Origin of the sequence: Burkholderia lata, assembly GCF_000012945.1 — a bacterium.
Taxonomy (GTDB): Bacteria; Pseudomonadota; Gammaproteobacteria; order Burkholderiales; family Burkholderiaceae; genus Burkholderia; species Burkholderia lata.
The window spans coordinates 2,982,450-3,002,678 of the sequence record NC_007510.1 but is presented as its reverse complement, the minus strand read 5'-3'; the positions used below and the strand labels follow the sequence as shown (position 1 = coordinate 3,002,678).

The window sequence follows — 20,229 nt, the reverse complement described above, 5'->3', positions numbered from 1 at the left end:
CGACCGCAATGACCCGCGTCCTCGACTACTTCAGCACGCTCGTGGCAGACGACGACAGCCTGCCCGTCACGGAAGCGGCGCTGTCGCTGGCGCAGGACGCGTATCCCGACCTCGACCTGCAGGGCACGCTGGCCGAACTCGACATGCTCGCCGCGCGGCTGCGCCGGCGGTTCACAGACGATGCGGACCTGAAGGGCCGCGTCGCCGCACTGAACGATTTCTTCTTCCGCGAGCTCGGCTTCGCGTGCAATCACAACGACTACTACGACCCCGATAACAGCCACCTGAACGCCGTGCTGAAGCGGCGGCGCGGGATCCCGATCTCGCTGTCGGTGCTGTACCTGGAGCTCGCCGAGCAGATCGGCGTACCGGCGCGCGGCGTGTCGTTTCCCGGTCATTTCCTGCTGCGCGTCACGCTGCCGGACGGCGACCTGATCATCGATCCGGCCAACGGCCATTCGCTGTCCGAAGCCGAGATGGTCGAGATGCTCGAGCCGTACGTCGCGCGTGCGGCCGGGGCGGTCGACAGCGCGTTGCGCGCGCTGCTGCAGCCGGCGACGAGCCGCGAGATCATCGCGCGGATGCTGCGCAACCTGAAGACGATCTATCTTCAGACGGAACGCTGGCAGCGGCTGCTCGCGGTGCAGCAGCGGCTCGTGATCCTGCTGCCCGAGCACCTCGACGAAGTCCGCGACCGCGGTTTCGCGTATGCGCGGCTCGATTACCTGCGCCCCGCGCTCGAGGATCTCGAGCAGTATCTCGGCGAGCGGCCGGAGGCTGACGATGCCACCGTCGTCGAGTCGCAGGTGATCGAATTGCGGCAGCGGATGCAGCGCGACGGCGAGGACTGAGCCGCGGCCACGCTGCCGGAACCCGGAACGAAAAAACGCCCGCATCGCGGGCGTTTTTTATGCCTATTTCGGCTGCATCCGGATTGCGCCGTCGAGGCGGATCACTTCGCCGTTGAGCATCGGATTCTCGACGATCTGGCGCACCAGCAGCGCGTATTCGGCCGGCTTGCCGAGTCGCGGCGGGAACGGCACCATCGCGCCGAGCGCGTCCTGCACGTCCTGCGGCATGCCGAGCAGCATCGGCGTCTCGAACAGGCCGGGCGCGATCGTCATCACGCGGATGCCGCTGCGCGACAGGTCGCGCGCGATCGGCAGCGTCATACCCGCGACGCCGGCTTTCGACGCCGCATACGCGGCCTGGCCGATCTGCCCGTCGAAGGCGGCGACCGACGCGGTGCTGACGATCACGCCGCGCTCGCCGTCCGCGGTCGGCGCGGTGGCGGCCATCGCGGCGGCCGCGAGCCGGATCATGTTGAACGTGCCGACGAGGTTCACGTTGATCGTCTTCGCGAACACGTCGAGCGGATGCGCGCCGTCCTTGCCGACGGTCTTCGCGGCGGGCGCGATGCCCGCGCAGTTCACGAGGCCGCGCAGCGTGCCGGCGCGCGTCGCCGCGTTGACGGCCGCCTGCGCGTCGGCCTCGCTCGACACGTCGCAGTGCACGAAGATGCCGCCCAGCTCGGCTGCGAGCGCGGTGCCCGCCGCGTCGTTCAGGTCGGCGAGCACGACCGTGCCGCCTGCCTGCGCGAGCATCCGCGCGGTGCCGGCGCCGAGGCCCGATGCGCCGCCCGTGATCAGAAACACGTTGCCGCGAATTTCCATGACTGTCTCCTTTGTCGACCGCCCTTGGCGCTTCAGCGCTTAGGGCGGTCCCATGCCAAGGCGGTCGACCGCCCTTGGCGCTTTAGCGCTTAGGGAGGTCCCATGCCGAGGCGGTCGACCGCCATTGTCGCTTCGGCTCAAGTAGCGCTTCCACACAAACGCTTGCCCAATCCGATGCCACGCGATCGGCTGAAATGCCGGTCCGCCGGCAATGGAGGGGCATGCACTCGACCGATTGTACGAGGCGCCTTCGCGCGACGGCGAGACCGGAACGGCCGTGCGCGTTCCGCCCGGGCAAAAAAAAGCCGCCCGGAAAGGGCGGCTTGCGGGTGCGCGATGCGTTGCTTACTTCAGTGCGCCAAACGCGCGCTCGCGGATTTCCTCGACGCTGCCGAGGCCCGAGATCTTGCGATACTGCGGAGCCTTCAGGCCGTTTTCCTCGCCGCGCTGCGCCCAGTCGCCGTAGTACGTGATCAGCGGCTTGGTCTGCGCTTCGTACACTTCGAGGCGCTTCTTGACGGTTTCTTCCTTGTCGTCGTCGCGCTGGATCAGCGGCTCGCCCGTCACGTCGTCGTGGCCTTCGACCTTCGGCGGGTTGAACTTGACGTGGTACGTGCGGCCCGATGCCGGGTGCGTGCGGCGGCCGCTCATGCGCTCGATGATTTCCGAGAACGGCACGTCGATCTCGAGCACGTAGTCGATCGCGACGCCGGCTTCCTTCATGGCGTCAGCCTGCGCGATCGTGCGCGGGAAACCGTCGAACAGATAGCCGTTCGCGCAGTCGGATTCCTTCAGGCGCTCCTTGACGAGGCCGATGATCAGCGCGTCCGGCACCAGCTTGCCGGCGTCCATGTAGCCCTTCGCCTCGACGCCGAGCGGCGTGCCGGCCTTCACGGCCGCGCGCAGCATGTCGCCCGTCGAGATTTGCGGGATGCCGAATTTTTCCTTGATGAAGTTTGCCTGGGTGCCCTTTCCCGCGCCGGGCGCGCCCAACAGGATCAAACGCATGGTGATATCTCCAGTATGTAGATTCGTGTGGCGAGACGCAAAAAGCGCCGGCGACGGTGTGCGCGGGGCTTGCCTGGCGCGTGGCGGACCGGTCTGATGCGGCGCGTCGGGTTGAGCGACGCGCGGCTGCCGGCAGGGCCGCGGGCGGGGTCAAGCGAGGACGCGCTGGTCGCGGACGGCTCGCACAATCGCCTGATTATGCCACGGGTTATTTTGATGACGGCTGAAAAAGGGCCTGCACGCGTGCGAGATCGGCCGGCGTGTCGATTCCGGCTTCGGGCGCGGACTCGGTGATCAGCACTGCGATGCGCTCGCCGTGCCACAGCGCGCGCAGCTGTTCGAGCTGCTCGGCCTGTTCGATCGGCGCCTGCGCGAGCGTCGGATACGTGCGCAGGAAACGCGCGCGATACGCATAGAGGCCGATGTGCCGGTAGACCGGGAAAGCGGGCGCAGGCATGGCCGCGACGTCGGGCCAGTGCGGCTGGTATGCGTCCCGGCTCCACGGAATCGGCGCACGCGAGAAGTACAGCGCGACGCTCTGCGCGTCGAGCGCGACCTTCACCACGTTCGGGTTGAACACGTCGGCGGCGTCGTGGATCGGGTGGGCGGCCGTCGCAATCGCGCAGGCCGGGTGGGCGGCGAGGTGCGACGCTACGTCGCGTACGAGCACGGGGTCGATCAGCGGCTCGTCGCCCTGCACGTTGACGACGACGGTGTCGTCGCTCCACCCGAGCGTCGCCGCGACTTCCGCGAGCCGGTCGGTGCCGGACGGATGGTCGGCGCGCGTCAGCACCGCTTCGAAGCCGTGATCGCGGGCCGCATCGAGCACGCTCTGCGCGTCGGACGCGACCAGCACCTGCTGCGCGCCCGCTTCGCGCGCGCGTTCGGCGACGCGCACGACCATCGGCTTGCCGCCGAGATCGGCGAGCGGCTTGTTCGGGAGTCGCGTCGACGCGAGCCGGGCGGGAATGACGGCGATGAAGGGTTGAGTCATCGGGGAGGGCGGTGAGAAGAGCGGAGCGGGCGGCGCGTCTGGTGCGGGCCGCCCGGCGGGGTTCGGCGCCCTCGCGGCGGACGGGCCGCGGCGAGGGCCGGGTCGGGCGGCTTAGCGGCCGGCCGGGTCGACCGGCGTGCCTTCGACGGTCTGGCGCGCCTCGTCGACCAGCATCACGGGGATGCCGTCGCGGATCGGGTAGGCGAGCTTGTCCGCGTTGCAGATCAGCTCCTGCGCGGCACGGTCATAGTGGAGCGGGCCTTTGCAGATAGGGCACACAAGGATTTCAAGCAGGCGAGCGTCCACGGAGTTTCTCCACAACGAGGGCAATGAGGCGAGGGTCGAGCGCGGCTTCGACGGGGACAACCCACAGTCGGGCGTCGCGCCAGGAAGCGCCCAATTTTACTGCATCCTTCTCGGTGATCAGGATCGCATCGACGGCGTCGTCGACGAACGGATTGTCGGCGAACGCGTAGTGGTCGGGCAGCGCGCGCGTCGCGGGCGCGAGACCGGCCGAGCGCAGCGTCGCGAAAAAGCGTTCCGGCGCGCCGATGCCGGCCGCGGCGAGCACGCGCTCGTTCGCGAATTGCGACAGCGGGCGTCGCAGCGCGGGCTGGTCGAGGTGCCACGCGGCGCCCGGCGTGAGCGCGAGCGAATAGGTGTCGGGCCACGGCGGCAGCGCGCCGCTGTACGGATCGTTGACGAGCGTGGCGTCACGGTGCCGCGACAGCGGCTCGCGCAACGGCCCGGCCGGCAGCAGGAAGCCGTTGCCGCCGAGCCGGTGGTCGAACACGACGAGCTCGACCGTGCGCGCGAGGCGGTAGTGCTGTAGGCCGTCGTCGCTGACGATCACGTCGACGTCCGGATGCGCGGCGCGCAGCGCCTGCGCGGCCGCGACGCGATCGGGGCAGACCCAGACCGGCGCGCCGGTGCGGCGTGCGATCAGGAGCGGTTCGTCGCCGCCCGCGCTGGCGCGCGACGCGGTCGTGACGGCGGTCGGCGCCTTCACGTTCGCGCCGTAGCCGCGCGACACGATGCCGGGCGTGAAGCCGGCCGCTCGCAACGCGTCGACGAGGGCGATTACGGTCGGCGTCTTGCCGGTGCCGCCGACGGTCACGTTGCCGACCACGACGACGGGCACGCCGACGTCGACCGGTTTCTTCCAGCCCTGCGCGTACGCGGTGCGCCGCAGTGCCGCGCACAGGCCGAACACGCACGCGAACGGCGTGAGCGCCCACGCGAGCGCGCCGCGGCGCTGCCATTCGCGCGTCAGGCGGGCTTCGAGCCGGGCGAGCGGGCCGTCGGGCGCGCTCATCGGGCCGGGCGCGGCATCTCGTGCGCCGCGGCGTGGGACGGATTCGTCAAGGCGGATTCTCCGTTGGGCGGCACATGCCGCAGGGTCTTCGGAAGGCGGCACTCTAGCGCGCCGCAGGCGGGCGCGGCAAGCGCGACCGGCCGCCGCAGCCTGTGGGGCCGGATCGCGGCGGCTTGTGGATAACTCTGTGAAAAACTCCTCGCTCGATGACGTCAAACGCCCGCCGGGTGGGCTTCGAATCGGATGAGAATCATTCCGAAAGATTTAAAAATATATAAAAATCAATGCGTTACAGCTAATTGTCTGGATTTTTCAGCGGTTTTCACGCGTTTTAGGCCGATGATTGCCAAAGTGTGGACACCTTCCGAACGTCATCGCGCATGTGCCCGGCGCTGGACGTCGCGCGCGTGTCGGACTATCGTGTCGCCGCCAGCATTCATCCGACCGTCCATGCCTTCCGACTCCCCATTTGCCGCACCGGGCGCGACCCGCGGCGGCGACGAAGTGATTCCCGTTTCGGCGCTCAATCGCGCGATTTCGACGATGCTCGAGCGCTCGTTTCCGCTGCTGTGGATTTCGGGCGAAGTGTCGAATTTCACGCGCGCCGCGAGCGGCCACTGGTATTTCTCGATCAAGGACCAGCAGGCGCAGATGCGCTGCGTGATGTTCCGCGGCCGCGCGCAATATGCGGAATTCACGCCGCGCGAAGGCGACCGGATCGAGGTGCGCGCGGTCGTCACGATGTACGAGCCGCGCGGCGAAGTGCAGCTCAACGTCGAGGCCGTGCGGCGCACCGGGCAGGGGCGCCTGTACGAGGCGTTCCTGCGGCTGAAGGCGCAGCTCGAGAGCGAGGGACTGTTCGCGCCCGAGCGCAAGCGGCCGCTGCCGGCCCACCCGCGCGCGATCGGCATCGTCACGTCGCTGCAGGCGGCTGCGCTGCGCGATGTGCTGACCACGCTCGCCCGCCGGGCGCCGCACATTCCGGTGATTGTCTATCCGGCGCCCGTGCAGGGCGCCGGTTCCGCCGACAAGCTCGTCACGGCCGTCGAGACCGCGAACGCGCGCCGCGAGGTCGACGTGCTGCTGGTCTGTCGCGGCGGCGGCTCGATCGAGGATCTGTGGTCGTTCAACGACGAGGCGCTGGCGCGCGCGATCGCGGCGAGCGAACTGCCGGTCGTCAGCGGCGTCGGGCACGAAACCGATTTCACGATTGCGGACTTCGCGGCCGACCTGCGTGCGCCGACGCCGACCGGCGCGGCCGAGCTCGCGAGCCCGCAGCGCGCGCTGCTGCTGCGCGAGGTCGGCGAGCGCCAGCGTGCGCTCGCGCGCGGCATGGAACGCCGGCTCGAACAGCGCGCGCAGCAGCTCGACTGGCTCGCGCGCCGGCTGGTGAGCCCGGCCGAGCGGCTGCAGCGGCAGCGCACGCACGTCGAGCAGCTCGCGGTGCGGCTGGCGTCGGCGGCGTCGCGGCCGGTGCGCGACGCCCGCGCGCGGTTCGCGCTCGCGCAGCTGCGCTGGCAGCGCGCACGGCCTGATCCGTCGCAGGCGCGCCAGGCGCTCGCGGGGCTGTCGCAGCGTCTTGCGCTGGCCTTGCAGCGCCGTCACGAACGCGACACGGCTCGCGTGTCAGCCTGTGCGGCAAGGCTCGAGGTATTGAGCCCGCAACGTACGCTCGAGCGCGGCTATGCGGCGCTGATCGATGCACAGACGGGCCGCGCGGTGCGCACGCCGAACGCGCTGAAACCGCAGCGCCGCCTGACCGTGCATCTCGCGGAAGGATCGGCCGACGTGTCGCTCGCCGACGTGCAGCCGCGGCTGAGCGATACGATCTGACGTAACGGGTGCAAGCGGAGCGAAGGTTGCCGCAACGGACGCTTCGGGCGCGGGAACGGATGCTGCGCAGCGTCAGGTTCGTCCTGCCGGACGTTGCGCAAACATCGCTTTTCCGCATACCGCGGATAAATGGCCCGTGAGTTTGCGGGGTTATTCGTCCTCGCCTACAATCGGACGCTCGGCAGCATCCAACACAGCCTCCCTACATACTCAACGAAGGAATTGCCATGGCTCATACGCTCCCGCCGCTCCCGTACGCTGAAGACGCACTCGCGCCGACCATCTCGCTCGAGACGATCCAGTACCACTACGGCAAGCACCATCAGGCTTATGTGACGAACCTGAACAATCTGATCCCGGGCACGGAATTCGAAAACCTGTCGCTGGAAGAGATCGTGAAGAAGTCGTCGGGCGGCATCTTCAACAACGCCGCGCAAATCTGGAACCACACGTTCTTCTGGAACAGCCTGTCGCCGAACGGCGGCGGCGCACCGACGGGCGCGCTGGGCGACGCGATCAACGCGAAGTGGGGTTCGTACGACGCATTCAAGGAAGCGTTCACGAAGGCCGCAGTCGGCACGTTCGGTTCGGGCTGGGCATGGCTCGTGAAGAAGGCTGACGGTTCGCTCGACATCGTGTCGACGAGCAACGCAGCCACGCCGCTGACGACCGCCGACAAGGCACTGCTGACGATCGACGTGTGGGAACACGCGTACTACATCGACTACCGCAACGCACGTCCGAAGTTCGTCGAAGCGTTCTGGAACATCGTGAACTGGGACTTCGCAGCGAAGAACTTCGCGTAAGGTCCGGCGCCTGCGCGCCGCTACGGCGCGCGGCACCCCGCAAAAAGAGCCCTCGAAACGAGGGCTTTTTTGTTTTCTGTCGAGGTGGAACGTGCCCTGCGTGTCCGGTCAGGCCGCGACGCCGAGCCCCCAGCCGAGCGCGGCGCTCGCGATCACGACGGCCCACGGCGGCACGCGCCAGAACACCAGCGCGACGAATGCGACGAGCGCGGCGGCCAGATCGCGCGGCGCCACGATCGTGTCGGTCCAGACCGGGTGATAGAGCGCCGCGACCAGCAGCCCGACGACGGCCGCGTTCACGCCCGCGAGCGCGGCCTGCATCCGTGTGCTGCGGCGCAGCCGTTCCCAGAACGGCGCGGTGCCGGCCACCAGCAGGAACGACGGCGCGAAGATCGACACCAGCGCGATCGTGCCACCGAGCCAGCCGTTCGGCGCGTTGCGCAGCGATGCGCCAAGGAACGCCGAAAACGTGAACAGCGGCCCCGGCACGGCCTGCGTGACGCCATATCCGGCCAGGAACGCCGCATCGCCGACCCAGCCGGGCGCGACGACAGCCGCCTGCAGCAGTGGCAGCACGACGTGCCCGCCGCCGAATACGAGCGCACCCGTGCGGAAGAACGCATCGACGACGGCCAGCGTATCGGAGCGCAGCGCGCGGGCCGCGAACGGGAGCACCACGAGGAGCGCCGCGAACAGCGCGAGCCACAGCATGCCTGCGCGGGGCGACACGTGCAGCGGCAACGGATCGTGCGCGCCGCGCGCCGGCTGCGGCAGCAGCACGAGGCCGGCCAACCCGGCCGCGACGATCACCGCAACCTGGGTCCACGCGGCCGGCGCGAGCAGCGCGACGCAGGCGGCCGCGGCCATCAGCGTGGCGCGGCGTGCATCCGGGCACAGCGTGCGTGCCATGCCCCACACGGCTTGCGCGATCACGGCGACCGACACGATGCGCAGCCCGTGCAGCGCACCGGCTTCGATTGGCGCGCCCGTCGCATGCACGCCGAGCGCGAACAGCATCATCAGCAACGCGGACGGCAGCGTGAAGCCGAGCCACGCGGCGAACATGCCCGCGTAGCCGGCGCGCGCGAGGCCGATTGCCATCCCGACCTGGCTGCTCGCGGGCCCCGGCAGGAACTGGCACAGCCCGACGAGATCCGCGTACGCGCGCTCGGTGAGCCAGCCGCGCCGCGTGACGAATTCGGTGCGGAAGTAGCCGAGATGCGCGACCGGGCCGCCGAACGACGTGAGGCCGAGCCGCAGGAACGCGACGAACACCGGCCACGGATGGCGGGAGGGAGCGGAGGCGGTCGACGTGCTCAAGGCGGTGCGGGCGGATGAACGGACGAGCCGCCACGATAGCGCAACGCGGTGACGGCGGGGAGGCCGCGCGACGGCGGTGCCGGGGCTCAGCGCAGGCTGTCGGGCAACCCGCTCGCGCGCCGTAGCGCATCGACGTCGACGAGCTCGATCTCGCCGACGTGCAGCCGCACGACGCCGTCGGCCTGCAGCGCCTTCAGCAACTGGTTGGTGGTCTGCCGCGTCAGCGACAGCATCGCCGCGAGCTTTTCCTGCGACAGCCGGATATGGGTGCGGCCGGCGCTGATCCCGCCGTAGCCGTCGGCGATCATCAGCAGCCGGGCGGCAAGCCGCTGCGCAGCCGGCATCACGCTCATCGATTCGACGGTCAGGAAGCTCAGGCGCAGCTTCTGCGCCATCAGCAGCGCGAACTGCCGCCAGTATTGCGGCGTCGCGTCGAGGATCGCGAGCAGCGCGGCCTGCGGGACGTGCAGCAGCAGCGCGTCGTCGAGTGCGATCGCGTCGTGCGTGCGCGGCTGACCGTCGAATAGTGCGATTTCACCGAACCAGGTGACGGGCTCGGCGACCGTCAGCAGCGCTTCCTTGCCCTGCGGGTCGACCGCACCTATCGTGAGTGAACCGGCCAGTACCGCGTACAGCCCGCACGGCGGGTCGCCGCGCCGGAACAGCGCGTGGCCGGCCGGCAGCCGGCGCAACGCCGCGCGGGCGAGCAGGTCCGCGCGCAACGCGGGCGGCAGCGCGGCGAACCACGGGTTCGCTTCGATCTGCGGCAGGTACGGGGCGAGCGAAGAGGGCATGGGCACGCGATGTCGGGTAGCTGACAGAGGTTCTCGGGCGTGACGCGCATCATAGCGCTCAACCACCGACCAGGAGACGCGATGAAGACGCTCGAAGACCATCTTGCCCAGTATGCGGCCTACCATCGCGACGCGCGCAACATCGCGACGCACCTGGTCGGGATTCCGATGATCGTATTCGCGGTCGAGGTGCTGCTGTCGCGGCCGGCGCTCGGCATGACGGCCGGCGTCGCGCTGTCGCCGGCGCTGCTGCTGGCCGTCGTGTTCGCACTGTTCTACCTGCGCCTCGACCTGCGGTTCGGGATCGTGATGACCGTGCTGTTCGCGCTGAGCCTGTGGGCTGCGCAGGCGCTCGCGTTGCTGCCGACCGCCCAATGGCTCGCGATCGGCATCGGCGCGTTCGTCGTCGGCTGGATCGTGCAGTTCGTCGGGCACTGGTTCGAAGGGCGCAAGCCCGCGTTCGTCGACGATCTGGTCGGCCTGATGGTCGGGCCGCTGTTCGTCGTGGCCGAGGTCGCGTTCTTCGCGGGGCTGCGCGCCGACGTGCGCCGCGAAGTCGAGCGGCGGGCCGGCCCCGTGCACGGCGGCGCGCATTCGCATGTCTGACGCACCGGTCTGCGTGTTCGGCGCGGGCGCCGTCGGCTGCTATCTCGGCGGACGGCTCGCGGCGGCGGGCGCGAATGTGACGCTCGTCGGCCGCGCACGGATCGGCGACGCGATTCATCGGCACGGGCTGACGCTGACCGACCAGCGCGGCTATCGCGCGACGCTCGCGCCGGCCGATGTCGTGTTCGAGACCGATCCGGCGGCTGCGGCAGCCGCGCGGCTTGTGCTCGTGGCGGTGAAATCGGCGGCGACACGTGAGGCCGCGGCGCAGCTTGCCGGCGTGCTGCGGCCCGGCACGGTCGTGATCAGCTTCCAGAACGGCCTGCACAACGCCGACGTGCTGCGCGAAGTGCTGCCGCAAGCGACCGTGCTGGCCGGCATGGTGCCGTTCAACGTGATCGAGCGTGAGCCCGGTGCGTTTCACCAGGGCTCGGCCGGTGCGCTGGCGGCCGAAGCGTCCCCCACGCTGCAGCCGTTCGCCGGTGCATTCGCGCGCGCCGGGCTGCCGCTCGCGCTGCATCGCGACATGCCGGCCGTGCAGTGGGCGAAGCTGCTGCTCAACCTGAACAACGCGGTCAACGCGCTCGCGAACCTGCCGCTGCGCGACGAACTCGCACAACGCGCGTACCGGCGCTGTGTTGCGCTTGCGCAGCGCGAAGCGCTGCATTGGCTGGCGCGGGCCGCGATCCGGCCTGCGCGGCTGACGCCGTTGCCGGCCGGGTGGATCCCGGCCGTGCTCGACCTGCCCGATCCCGCGTTCCGCGTGCTCGGCGGCCGGATGCTCGCGATCGATCCGCTCGCGCGTTCGTCGATGTCCGACGATCTCGCGGCGGGGCGGGCGACGGAAGTCGAGTGGATCAACGGCGAGGTCGTGCGGCTGGCCGCACGCTTTGGCGGGCAGGCGCCCGTCAATGCGCGACTGTGTGCGCTCGTGCACGACGCGGAACGCGCGGCGGCGCGCCCGGCCTGGCGCGGCGAGGCGCTGTGGGCCGAGCTGACCGCTCAGGTGCCGCGCGCGGGCGACGTGCGGGCCGCGTAGGGGCTGGCAGCCCGTCGCGCGAGGTGCCGCACGCGGTGCGCAACGGCTAAGATGCGGGGTGCGTCATACGACGCCTATGCGGAGCCGTCATCATGGTGGATCGCCCGACTCTCGATGCCTACGACGCCCATGCCGCGCAATACGCGCAGGACTGGCTCGACCAGGCTGCGCCCGACGACATGTACGCGCTGCTGGAGCAGCACTTCTCGCCCGGCCCGACCGCGGACGTCGGCTGCGGCGCGGGGCGCGATACGGCTTGGCTCGCGTCGCGCGGCTTCGACGTGCGCGGCTACGACGCAAGCGCCGCGCTGCTCGACGAGGCGCGGCGCCGCCATCCGGATCTCACCTTCGAGCTGGCCACGCTGCCGGCGCTGGCCGGCGTGCCGTCCGGTGCGTTTCGCAACGTGCTGTGCGAAACGGTCGTCATGCATCTCGAGCAGGCGGACGCGGCGGCCGCCGCCACGCGGCTGGCCGAACTCCTGATGCCGGGCGGCACGTTGTACATGAGCTGGCGGGTGGCCGGAAACGGCACGTTGCGCGACGAGCGCGGCCGCCTCTATACGCCGCTTGATTCGGCGCGGATGCGGGCGGCGCTTGGCGCCGGCATGCAGGTGATCGACGAGCACGAGGTCGTCAGCGCCTCGTCCGGCAAGCGCGTGCACCGGTTGATCGTGCGCAAGGCCGCCGCCGCATAAGTAGCGCGGCGCGGCGGCGCGCTCATTCGCGGTTGAGTGCCGCTTCCCAGTTGATGTCGACGCAGAGCACCTGCATGCCGGTCGCGACCGGCGCGGCGATCGACGCGGTCACGCACAGGTGCGCCTCGTTGATCGACAGGTAGGGCGGCGTCAGGTGCACGCGGCCCGGCGCGCGCATCGCGTCGATGAAGTACGGGCGGCGTTCCCAGCTCGCGCCTTCGGAGTGCAGCAGCGGCCGGAAGCGCTTGGCGCGCTGCGAGACGCTGCCGCGTGCGAGCACGTTGTCGCCGATCTGGCGGCCCGATGCGTCGAGCAGGAAGCAGCGCGCGGTCTCGGGCAGCCCGAGTACGACGGCCGCCGCGTCGGTGAGCGGCTCGCCCGCGCCGAGCTTGCGGCTGGCTTCCTCGAGCGCCGCGACGTACGGTGCGACTCGTTCCGCCTGGGTGCGCTCGCGGTCCGCGACGCGCAGCCGCAACGCGGCAGACAGCGTATCCATGCAGCCCGCGGCGGCCTGCGGCTGCACCGGTTCGACGCTCGGCCCCGCGAAGTACTGGCCCTGCACGAAATCGACGTCGCACTCGAGCGCGATCAGCGCGTCGCGCTCGGTCGCGAGCCCGCCCATCAGCACGAGCTGCCCGGATTCGTGCAGCAGCGACACGAGCCCCGGCAGCACGCGTTCGAGATGTGAGTGCTCGCTCGCCTGCGCGAGGATGCCCGGGTCGAGCGTGACGATGTCGGGGTGCAGGTGCCACACGCGGTCGATGTTCGAATGCTTCGCGCCGAACCCGACGAGCGCGATCAGGAAGCCGGCCTTGCGCAGCCCGTCGACGATCGCCGCGTAGCGCGGCGTCTCGCCGCCCGCCTGTTCGGGCACTTCGAGCACGACGCGATGCGGCGGCAGCCCGAGCGCCTTCAGGTTCGCGAGCATCGCGTCGCTGTAGACGGTATCCATCAGCGCGGCCGGATGCAGGCTCAGGAAGAGCCATTCGTCATGGCTGTCGAACGCGTGGAAGTTGCCGAGATGCAGCGATTCGGCGAGCCGGCCGAGTTCGAGCAGGTCGCCGCGCCGCGCCGCCTGCGTGAACACCTCGTGCGACGCCACCTGGCGGCTTTCCTCGTCGTGCGCACGCAGCGACGCGTGATAGCCGATCGCGCGGCGGTGCGACACCGAGAAAACGGGCTGGAACACGCTGAACACGGTGTAGCCGCCGTACAGCACGGTGCGCCGGTTCCCGTCGTCGCCGGCGACGGGGCGGGGCGGCTGAAAGCCGGGGGGATCGATTTCGATCATGCTCATGATGTCGGCCGAAGGAAGACTGCCAGTTTACCTAGAGAATAGGCGAGCAAGAAGCGTGCACGGTATCGTACCCCGTGCGGCGGCGCGTCGCGGCCGAGCCGCGGGCATTGCGGGTGTTTCAGATGCGCATCGCGGGGCCCAGCCGCACCGCAATGGTGCGCGCCGACCCGGTTCGGCGCGCGCCGCGCGTCATGCGCGCTCGGACGGGTCGGTCTTGCGCGCGGTGCTGCGGATCTCGGGCGCGAGCTGCGCGAAGATCCACGCGGAAGCCGCCGTGATGATCCCGACGCAGATGAAGGTCGCATGGAACGCCGGCAGCGTGTTGCTCGGCGTCACGGTGCGCAGCATGCCCGTGAACGTCGCGAGCAGCGCGCCCGCCACCGTGACGCCGAGGCTCATCGACAGCATCTGCACGAGCGAGAACAGGCTGTTGCCGCTGCTCGCGCCGCCCGTGCCGAGATCCTTCAGCGTCAGCGTGTTCATCGCGGTGAACTGCATCGAGTTGAAGCCGCCGAACAGCGCGAGATGTACGACCTTCACCCAGACGGGCACCGTGTCGCGCATCAGCGCGAAGCTCGCCATCATCACGCCGACCATGATCGTGTTCGCGAGCAGCACCTTGCGGTAGCCGTGCCGCGTGATCAGGCGCGTGATGATCCGCTTCGAGAACATCCCGGCGGCGGCCACCGGCAGCATCATCAGCCCGGCCTCGAACGCCGAGTAGCCGAGGCTCACCTGCAGCAGCAGCGGGATCAGGTACGGCATCGCGCCGCTGCCGATCCGCGCGAACAGGTTGCCGAGCAGCCCGACGCTGAACGTGTGGATCCGGAACAGTTCGAGCGAGAAGATCGGTTGCGGCGCGCGCACCGCATACAGCCCGTACGCGACGAAGCATGCAAGGCTCAGGATCAGCAGCACGAGCACGGCCGCGTGCTGCATCCCGAGATCGGCGAGCCCGTCGAGCGACAGCGAGATCGCGACCATGCCGATCGTCAGCAGCAGATAGCCCTTCAGGTCGAAACGGCCGACGGCCGGGTTGCGCGAATCGGGCATCGAATAGAAGGTCGCGATGCAGCCCGCGACGCCGACCGGCACGTTGATCAGGAAGATCCAGTGCCACGACGCGATCTTCACGAGCCAGCCGCCGAGCGTCGGCCCGATCAGCGGGCCGATCAGGCCGGGAATCGCGACGAACGACAGCGCGGGCAGGTAGCGTTCGGCCGGGAAGGTGCGCAGCACCGCGAGCCGCCCGACCGGCAGCAGCATCGCGCCGCCGACGCCCTGCACGACGCGGAACGCGACGAGCTGCGTCAGCGTATGCGCGTTGGCGCACAGCAGCGAGCCGAGCGAGAACACCAGGATCGCGCTGAAGAACACGCGCCGCGTGCCGAAGGTATCGGCGAGCCAGCCCGATACGGGGATCATCACCGCCATCGTCAGCGAGTACGCGATCACGACCGACTGCATGCGCAGCGGCGATTCGCCGAGGCTCGCGGCCATCGACGGCAGCGCCGTGTTCACGATCGTCGAATCGAGCGTCTGCATGAAGAAGCCCGTTGCGACGAGCCAGAGCATCACGGTGAGGTTCTTTTCGCCGGGAGCGGCGGCGGGCGGGCGCTGGAACATGGGGGCGGGATGGTGGCGCGGGACAGCCGACATTGTAGGGAAAGCCATTGCGCCGTGCAGGTTCGGCGCAAGGGCGGTGCGCAGTCGGGCCGACGGGTGCCCGTCTCCGTCGAACGACCAGTACAGTTCAGCCAAAAGTGTCTGCATCCGTATCTGTCCGTGTGCTGCCACTGTCCGAAATACTGATGCCATCGGACCCGTGCGACCAGGAGGCTGCCATGCGCGAACTGCGACTTTATGTGATCGATGGCGATGAGCCGGCCGGTCGGTGGCGGATCGTCGATCGCACCTCGCTGGAGGTGGCCGACGGTGAAGTCTGGGTGACGATCGAGGGGCGGCACGACGATCACTGGCTCGGCGTCGGGGATTCGCTGATGCTGACGCCGGGCATGCGCGTCTGGGTCAGCGCGGGGTCGCACAGTGCGACGTTCGCGTTCGGCCCGCTCGAGGTGCCGGCGAGGCGCGCCGCGCAGGCGTGGTGGAAGCCGCTCGTCGCGTGGCGCGACGGCCGGCGTCATGCGCCCGTATCGCTGCCGACGTAGCACGCCCGGGGCCGGATCAGTTCTCCGTCCGCGCACTGTTCGAGCGCAGGCGTGATGCAGCCGGCAGTGCGGTCGTGCGGTGATCTGCGATCTGAGAGTCCGGCTTCATTACGTTCCGGTCGTGCGAACGTTCGGCGCCGCCGTGCGAGCGTTTCGCGTCCGCACGGCAGCGTGCAAGCCGCCGCACTTTTTCCGCGTGATGGCAGCGGTGCCTGGTTGCGCGACCCGGTAGTGAGCGCAGCAGTTCGCGGCTCACATGTGCAGCGGGGTCACGTCGGTATCGAGGATGCCGGCAGGCTTCCTGCGCGCTGGAGGAGGTGATGTCGGCCGCTTCTGCCGGGGCACCGGGGAGACGACCGCGCGCGATGCGCTGATTCGTGCGATCAGGATTGCTCGCGGCTGTCGTGAATCCTAGACTCGATCTTGTCTTCCCCACCGCCGGTCCCGCCATGACACCCGAACACGCGTTGACGCATCTGTGGCGGCTCGCACACGGCGACCCCGACGCGCTGGCCCGCGCGACCGTGACCGGGCAGGACCCGACGCTGCCGTCGACCTTCCGGGTCGGCACGCTGGCCGCGGCGACGATCGCGGCCGCCGGGCTCGCGGCGGCGGAATGCCATCGGCTTCGCACGGGTGTCACGCAATCCGTCGACGTGTCGGTGCGCGATGCGCTCGTCGCGTTCCGCAGTGAACGCTATCTGCGCGTGGACGATGGCCCGCCGCCGGAGTTGCGTCATCCGGTGACGGGCTTCTTCGAGACGGGCGACGGACGCTGGATCCAGTTGCACGCGAACTTCCCGCATCACCTGAACGGCATTCTCGACGTACTCGGCTGCGGTGCGCAGCGGGGCGATGTCGCCACGGCGATCCGCGCGTGGGACGGCGCGGCACTCGATACTGAGCTGGCCGACGCCGGGCTGTGCGCCGCATTGATCAGAACACCTGACGAGTGGGCGTCGCTCGAGCAGGCGCGCGCGATCGCGTCGCTGCCGCTGTTCGAGATCGAGCGGATCGGCGATGCACCGGTCGAGCCGATCGGCCGAGGCGAAGCCGGCCAGCCGCTCACGGGTGTGCGCGTGCTCGATCTCACGCGCATCATCGCGGGGCCGGTCGCGGGCCGCACGCTGGCATCGCACGGCGCGCAGACGCTGCTCGTCAACGGCCCGCACCTGCCGAACATCGCGCCGCTCGTGATCGACAACGGGCGTGGCAAGCGTTCGACGTGGATCGACCTGCGCGACGCGGCGGGGGGCGATGCGCTGCATGCGCTCGCACGCGATGCGGATGTGTTCCTGCAGTCGTACCGGCCCGGTGCGCTCGCGGCGCGCGGTTTCGCGCCGCAAGCGCTGGCGGCGCGGCGGCCCGGCATCGTGTGCGTGTCGATATCCGCGTACGGGCACGTGGGGCCGTGGGCGCAGCGGCGCGGCTTCGACAGCCTCGTACAGTCGGCGAGCGGGATCGCGTGGCAGGAGCAGCAGGCCGCGCACGCAGACGGGCCGCGCCACCTGCCGTGCCAGGCGCTCGATCATGCAACGGGTTATCTCGCGGCATTCGGCGCGATGATCGCGCTCGCACGCCGGGCGCGCGAAGGGGGAAGCTGGCACGTGCGGCTGTCGCTCGCGCAGACGGGACGCTGGCTGCAGTCGTTCGGCATCGTGCCGGACGGCCTGCAGGCCCCCGATTTCGCGCGCACCGACGTGCGCGACCGGATCGAACGCATCGCGTCGCCGTTCGGCACGCTCGATGCGGTGCGGCCGGCCGAGCGGTTGTCGGCGACACCGCCGTCGCTTGCGCGCCCGCCCGTGCCGCTCGGCACCGACGATGCGCGCTGGCTGTGAGCGCCGGCGGCGCGTCTGGCGTTACTTGCGCAGTTCGACGACGAAGTCGTAGTAGTCGTTGCGGCAGTAGGTATCGGTCAGTTCGATCGCGCGCTGGTCCGACGTATAGCCGATTCGTGTGATCAGCAGCAGCGCGTCGTGCGGTGCGATGCCCATCTGCTCGGCGATTTCGTCGGTCGCGTTGACCGCGCGGAAATGCTGCAGCGCGCGCACGATCGGCGTGCCGCGTGCTTCGAGATAGCTGTACAGCGAACCGCCGATCGCCTGCGGATCGGGGATCAGCGTCGCGGGAAACGTCGAATTCTCGACGGCCATCACGATCCCGTCGGCGAGGCGCAGACGCTTCAGGCGCGTGACCGATGCGGCGGGCGACAGCCCGAGCTGGATCACTTCGTCACGGTTCGCCGGCTGGATCTCGCGCGCGAGCCATTGCGAGCTCGGCTTGAAGCCGCGCCGTTCGAGCATTTCGCTGAAGCTCGACAGTCGCGACAGCGGATCTTCGTAGCGCGGCTGGATGAAATTGCCGGCGCCCTGTGTGCGGCGAATCAGGCCTTGTTCGACGAGCAGCGCGATCGCCTTGCGTGCGGTGATGCGCGATACGCCGAGCGCATCGGACAGCACGCGCTCGGAGGGCAATGCCTCGCCGGCTGTCCAGCGATTGTCGTGGATCGCGTCGCCGAGCTTGCGGGCGAGCTGCAGGTAGAGCGGCGTGTCGTTGTCGGGGTCGGGGCGCAGGTCCTGCCAGCGGTCGTCCGTGGATGCCTTCATGGAGTGGGTATCGATCTGATTGCGGCCATTCTAAGTCATCACGTGGCGCCGTTATAGCCGGTTTTTGCCGTGCAATAGGTGAATTGCGCGCCGATTGACTACACTGATGCGTCGTATTTCATGGCTGGGCCGCGATGCGCGGCCACGAATCCGCAACGAGGAACGCATGACAGACACGATCGCCACGGTCGTCCTGCCGGACGGCGAGACGATTCCGAAGCTTGGCCTGGGCACGTGGGAAATGGGCGAACGGCCGGCCCGGCGCGCAGACGAGATCGCCGCGCTGCGCGAAGGCATCGCGCTCGGGATGACGCTGGTCGATACGGCCGAGATGTACGGCGACGGCGCGACCGAGGAGCTGGTCGGCGAGGCGCTCGCGGGCCTGCGCGACGACGTGTTCCTCGTCAGCAAGGTCTATCCGCACCACGCGAGCCGGCGCGGCGTCGTCGCCGCATGCGATGCGAGCCTCAAGCGCTTGCGGACCGATCGCCTCGACCTGTACTTGCTGCACTGGCGTGGCTCGGTGCCGCTCGAGGAGACGATCGAAGGCTTCGAAGCGCTGCAGCGCGCGGGCAAGATTCGTCGCTGGGGCGTCAGCAACTTCGATACGGCCGACATGGCCGAGCTCGTCGATGAAGCCGGTGGCGGCGCGTGCGCGACCAACCAGGTCCTCTACAACATCGCGCGGCGCGGCCCGGAGTTCGACCTGCTGCCGTGGCTTGCCGAGCACCGGATGCCGGCGATGGCGTACAGCCCGGTCGATCACGGGCGGCTGCCGAAGCGCTCGCCGCTCGACGAGATCGCGCGGCAGCGCGGGGTGTCGGTGATGCGCGTCGCGCTCGCGTGGGTGCTCGCGCAGCCGGGGGTTTTCGCGATCCCGAAGGCGTCGCGGCTCGAACACGTGCGCGACAACCGCGCCGCGCTCGATTTCGTGTTCAGCGATGACGAGCGCGCGCAGCTTGACGCGTACTTCCGTCCGCCACGCAGCAAGCGCGCGCTCGAGATGCTCTGACGACACCCGGCCGGGCAACGCAGCGGGTCAGTGGTTGGCTCCGGACGATCCGCCGTTGCCGTGACCGCCGCCATTGCCGTTCCCGGTGCCATGGCCGTTGCCGACACCGTTGGCCCCGCCATTGCCGGCGCCGCCACTGCCATTTCCATTGCCGTTGCCACCGCCATTGCCGTGGCCGCCGTTGCCGCCGCCGTTACTCGAGCCACCGTCGCCATTGCCATGGCCATGGCCATGGCCATGGCCGCCGTTGCCGTGACCGCCGCCGTCGCCATTGCCGTGGCCACCGTTGCCGTGACCGCCGCCATCGCCCTCGCCGTGGCCACCGCCGTTGCCGTGACCGCTGCCGTCACCATTGCCGTGGCCGCCGTTGCCATGACCGCCGCCATCGCCGTCGCCATGGCCACCGCCGTTGCCGTGACCGCCGCCGTCGCCATTGCCGTGGCCACCGTTGCCGTGACCGCCGCCATCGCCGTCGCCGTGGCCACCGCCGTTGCCGTGACCGCCGCCGTCGCCATTGCCGTGGCCACCGTTGCCATGACCGCCGCCATCGCCGTCGCCATGACCACCACCGTTGCCGTGACCGCCGCCGTCACCATTGCCGTGGCCGCCGTTGCCATGACCGCCGCCATCGCCGTCGCCATGGCCACCACCGTTGCCGTGACCGCCGCCGTCACCATTGCCGTGGCCGCCGTTGCCATGACCACCGCCATCGCCGTCGCCATGACCACCACCGTGGCCATGACCACCGCCGTCACCGTCGCCATGACCACCACCGTGGCCGTGACCGCCGCCGTCACCGTCACCGTCGCCATGGCCGCCGTTGCCGTGACCACCGCCGTCACCGTCGCCACCGCCATGGCCACCATGTCCGCCATGACCTCCAGTGCCTGAAGTACCGCCTCCCGAAGTGCCGCCACCCGACGTACCGCCTCCAGAAGTACCGCCTCCAGAAGTACCGCCTCCAGAAGTACCGCCTCCCGACGTACCGCCACCCGAAGTACCGCCACCTGAAGTGCCGCCACCCGAAGTACCGCCACCTGAAGTGCCGCCACCCGAAGTA

At 69.7% G+C, this 20,229-nt stretch carries 20 protein-coding genes; 10 read left to right on the top strand and 10 right to left on the bottom strand.

Annotation, left to right across the window (positions count from 1 at the left end; genetic code table 11):
* Positions 1-8: 8 nt before the first annotated feature.
* A complete protein-coding gene (locus tag BCEP18194_RS19590; protein WP_011352992.1) occupies positions 9-851 on the top strand; it encodes a SirB1 family protein in 843 nt (280 codons plus the stop codon).
* 63 nt (positions 852-914) lie between these two features.
* Here BCEP18194_RS19590 and BCEP18194_RS19585 read toward each other — a convergent pair whose 3' ends face one another.
* The 5 genes from BCEP18194_RS19585 to lpxK form a co-directional block, all read right to left on the bottom strand.
* Positions 915-1,673 (bottom strand): SDR family NAD(P)-dependent oxidoreductase, encoded by a 759-nt coding sequence (locus BCEP18194_RS19585; protein WP_011352991.1) that lies wholly within the window; start codon positions 1,671-1,673, stop codon positions 915-917.
* Positions 1,674-2,018: 345 nt separating this feature from the next.
* Positions 2,019-2,681, bottom strand: a complete 663-nt coding sequence (gene adk / locus BCEP18194_RS19580) for an adenylate kinase (RefSeq protein WP_011352990.1) — start codon at positions 2,679-2,681, stop codon at positions 2,019-2,021.
* A gap of 208 nt (positions 2,682-2,889) precedes the next feature.
* Positions 2,890-3,675, bottom strand: a complete 786-nt coding sequence (gene kdsB / locus BCEP18194_RS19575) for a 3-deoxy-manno-octulosonate cytidylyltransferase (protein ID WP_011352989.1) — start codon at positions 3,673-3,675, stop codon at positions 2,890-2,892.
* Positions 3,676-3,786: 111 nt separating this feature from the next.
* Positions 3,787-3,981 (bottom strand): Trm112 family protein, encoded by a 195-nt coding sequence (locus tag BCEP18194_RS19570; RefSeq protein ID WP_010090898.1) that lies wholly within the window; start codon positions 3,979-3,981, stop codon positions 3,787-3,789.
* The gene (gene lpxK / locus BCEP18194_RS19565; protein ID WP_011352988.1) at positions 3,962-4,990 is read right to left on the bottom strand and encodes a tetraacyldisaccharide 4'-kinase; all 1,029 of its coding nucleotides are present in this window, start codon (positions 4,988-4,990) and stop codon (positions 3,962-3,964) included. Before lpxK ends, BCEP18194_RS19570 begins: the two co-directional genes overlap by 20 nt.
* 450 nt (positions 4,991-5,440) lie before the next feature.
* On the opposite strand from lpxK, the gene xseA reads away from it, so the two are divergent.
* The gene (xseA, locus tag BCEP18194_RS19560) at positions 5,441-6,823 is read left to right on the top strand and encodes an exodeoxyribonuclease VII large subunit (RefSeq protein ID WP_011352987.1); all 1,383 of its coding nucleotides are present in this window, start codon (positions 5,441-5,443) and stop codon (positions 6,821-6,823) included.
* A gap of 227 nt (positions 6,824-7,050) precedes the next feature.
* A complete protein-coding gene (gene sodB / locus BCEP18194_RS19555; protein ID WP_011352986.1) occupies positions 7,051-7,629 on the top strand; it encodes a superoxide dismutase [Fe] in 579 nt (192 codons plus the stop codon).
* Positions 7,630-7,737: 108 nt separating this feature from the next.
* Here sodB and chrA read toward each other — a convergent pair whose 3' ends face one another.
* Positions 7,738-8,949, bottom strand: coding sequence for a chromate efflux transporter (gene chrA / locus BCEP18194_RS19550; RefSeq protein ID WP_011352985.1), 1,212 nt, complete (start codon positions 8,947-8,949; stop codon positions 7,738-7,740).
* Between the two features lie 86 nt (positions 8,950-9,035).
* Positions 9,036-9,743 carry a Crp/Fnr family transcriptional regulator gene (locus BCEP18194_RS19545; protein ID WP_011352984.1) on the bottom strand — a complete coding sequence of 236 codons (708 nt, stop codon included), beginning with the start codon at positions 9,741-9,743 and terminating at the stop codon, positions 9,036-9,038.
* An 81-nt stretch (positions 9,744-9,824) separates the two neighbouring features.
* Between BCEP18194_RS19545 and BCEP18194_RS19540 the strand changes: the two genes are divergently transcribed.
* From BCEP18194_RS19540 to BCEP18194_RS19530, 3 genes are all read left to right on the top strand, one after another.
* Positions 9,825-10,349 (top strand): DUF962 domain-containing protein, encoded by a 525-nt coding sequence (locus tag BCEP18194_RS19540; protein ID WP_011352983.1) that lies wholly within the window; start codon positions 9,825-9,827, stop codon positions 10,347-10,349.
* Positions 10,342-11,388 carry a 2-dehydropantoate 2-reductase gene (locus BCEP18194_RS19535; protein ID WP_011352982.1) on the top strand — a complete coding sequence of 349 codons (1,047 nt, stop codon included), beginning with the start codon at positions 10,342-10,344 and terminating at the stop codon, positions 11,386-11,388. The genes BCEP18194_RS19540 and BCEP18194_RS19535 overlap by 8 nt, the downstream gene beginning before the upstream one ends.
* 92 nt (positions 11,389-11,480) lie before the next feature.
* Positions 11,481-12,083 (top strand): class I SAM-dependent methyltransferase, encoded by a 603-nt coding sequence (locus BCEP18194_RS19530; RefSeq protein WP_011352981.1) that lies wholly within the window; start codon positions 11,481-11,483, stop codon positions 12,081-12,083.
* Positions 12,084-12,105: 22 nt separating this feature from the next.
* Here BCEP18194_RS19530 and BCEP18194_RS19525 read toward each other — a convergent pair whose 3' ends face one another.
* Positions 12,106-13,380 (bottom strand): EAL domain-containing protein, encoded by a 1,275-nt coding sequence (locus tag BCEP18194_RS19525; protein ID WP_011352980.1) that lies wholly within the window; start codon positions 13,378-13,380, stop codon positions 12,106-12,108.
* Positions 13,381-13,569: 189 nt separating this feature from the next.
* On the bottom strand, positions 13,570-15,006 hold the full coding sequence (gene mdtD / locus BCEP18194_RS19520; RefSeq protein WP_041492932.1) for a multidrug transporter subunit MdtD: 1,437 nt from the start codon (positions 15,004-15,006) through the stop codon (positions 13,570-13,572).
* A 218-nt stretch (positions 15,007-15,224) separates the two neighbouring features.
* On the opposite strand from mdtD, the gene BCEP18194_RS19515 reads away from it, so the two are divergent.
* On the top strand, positions 15,225-15,548 hold the full coding sequence (locus BCEP18194_RS19515) for a DUF2917 domain-containing protein (protein WP_011352978.1): 324 nt from the start codon (positions 15,225-15,227) through the stop codon (positions 15,546-15,548).
* Positions 15,549-15,997: 449 nt separating this feature from the next.
* Entirely contained in the window at positions 15,998-17,389 is a 1,392-nt protein-coding gene (locus BCEP18194_RS19510; RefSeq protein ID WP_011352977.1) for a CoA transferase, read from the top strand.
* A 21-nt stretch (positions 17,390-17,410) separates the two neighbouring features.
* Here the strand turns inward: BCEP18194_RS19510 and BCEP18194_RS19505 are convergent, their stop codons facing one another.
* A complete protein-coding gene (locus tag BCEP18194_RS19505; protein ID WP_011352976.1) occupies positions 17,411-18,157 on the bottom strand; it encodes a GntR family transcriptional regulator in 747 nt (248 codons plus the stop codon).
* A gap of 166 nt (positions 18,158-18,323) precedes the next feature.
* Between BCEP18194_RS19505 and BCEP18194_RS19500 the strand changes: the two genes are divergently transcribed.
* Positions 18,324-19,169 carry an aldo/keto reductase gene (locus BCEP18194_RS19500; protein WP_011352975.1) on the top strand — a complete coding sequence of 282 codons (846 nt, stop codon included), beginning with the start codon at positions 18,324-18,326 and terminating at the stop codon, positions 19,167-19,169.
* A 60-nt stretch (positions 19,170-19,229) separates the two neighbouring features.
* Positions 19,230-20,060, top strand: a complete 831-nt coding sequence (locus BCEP18194_RS42455) for a hypothetical protein (protein WP_157687195.1) — start codon at positions 19,230-19,232, stop codon at positions 20,058-20,060.
* Positions 20,061-20,229: the final 169 nt, after the last annotated feature.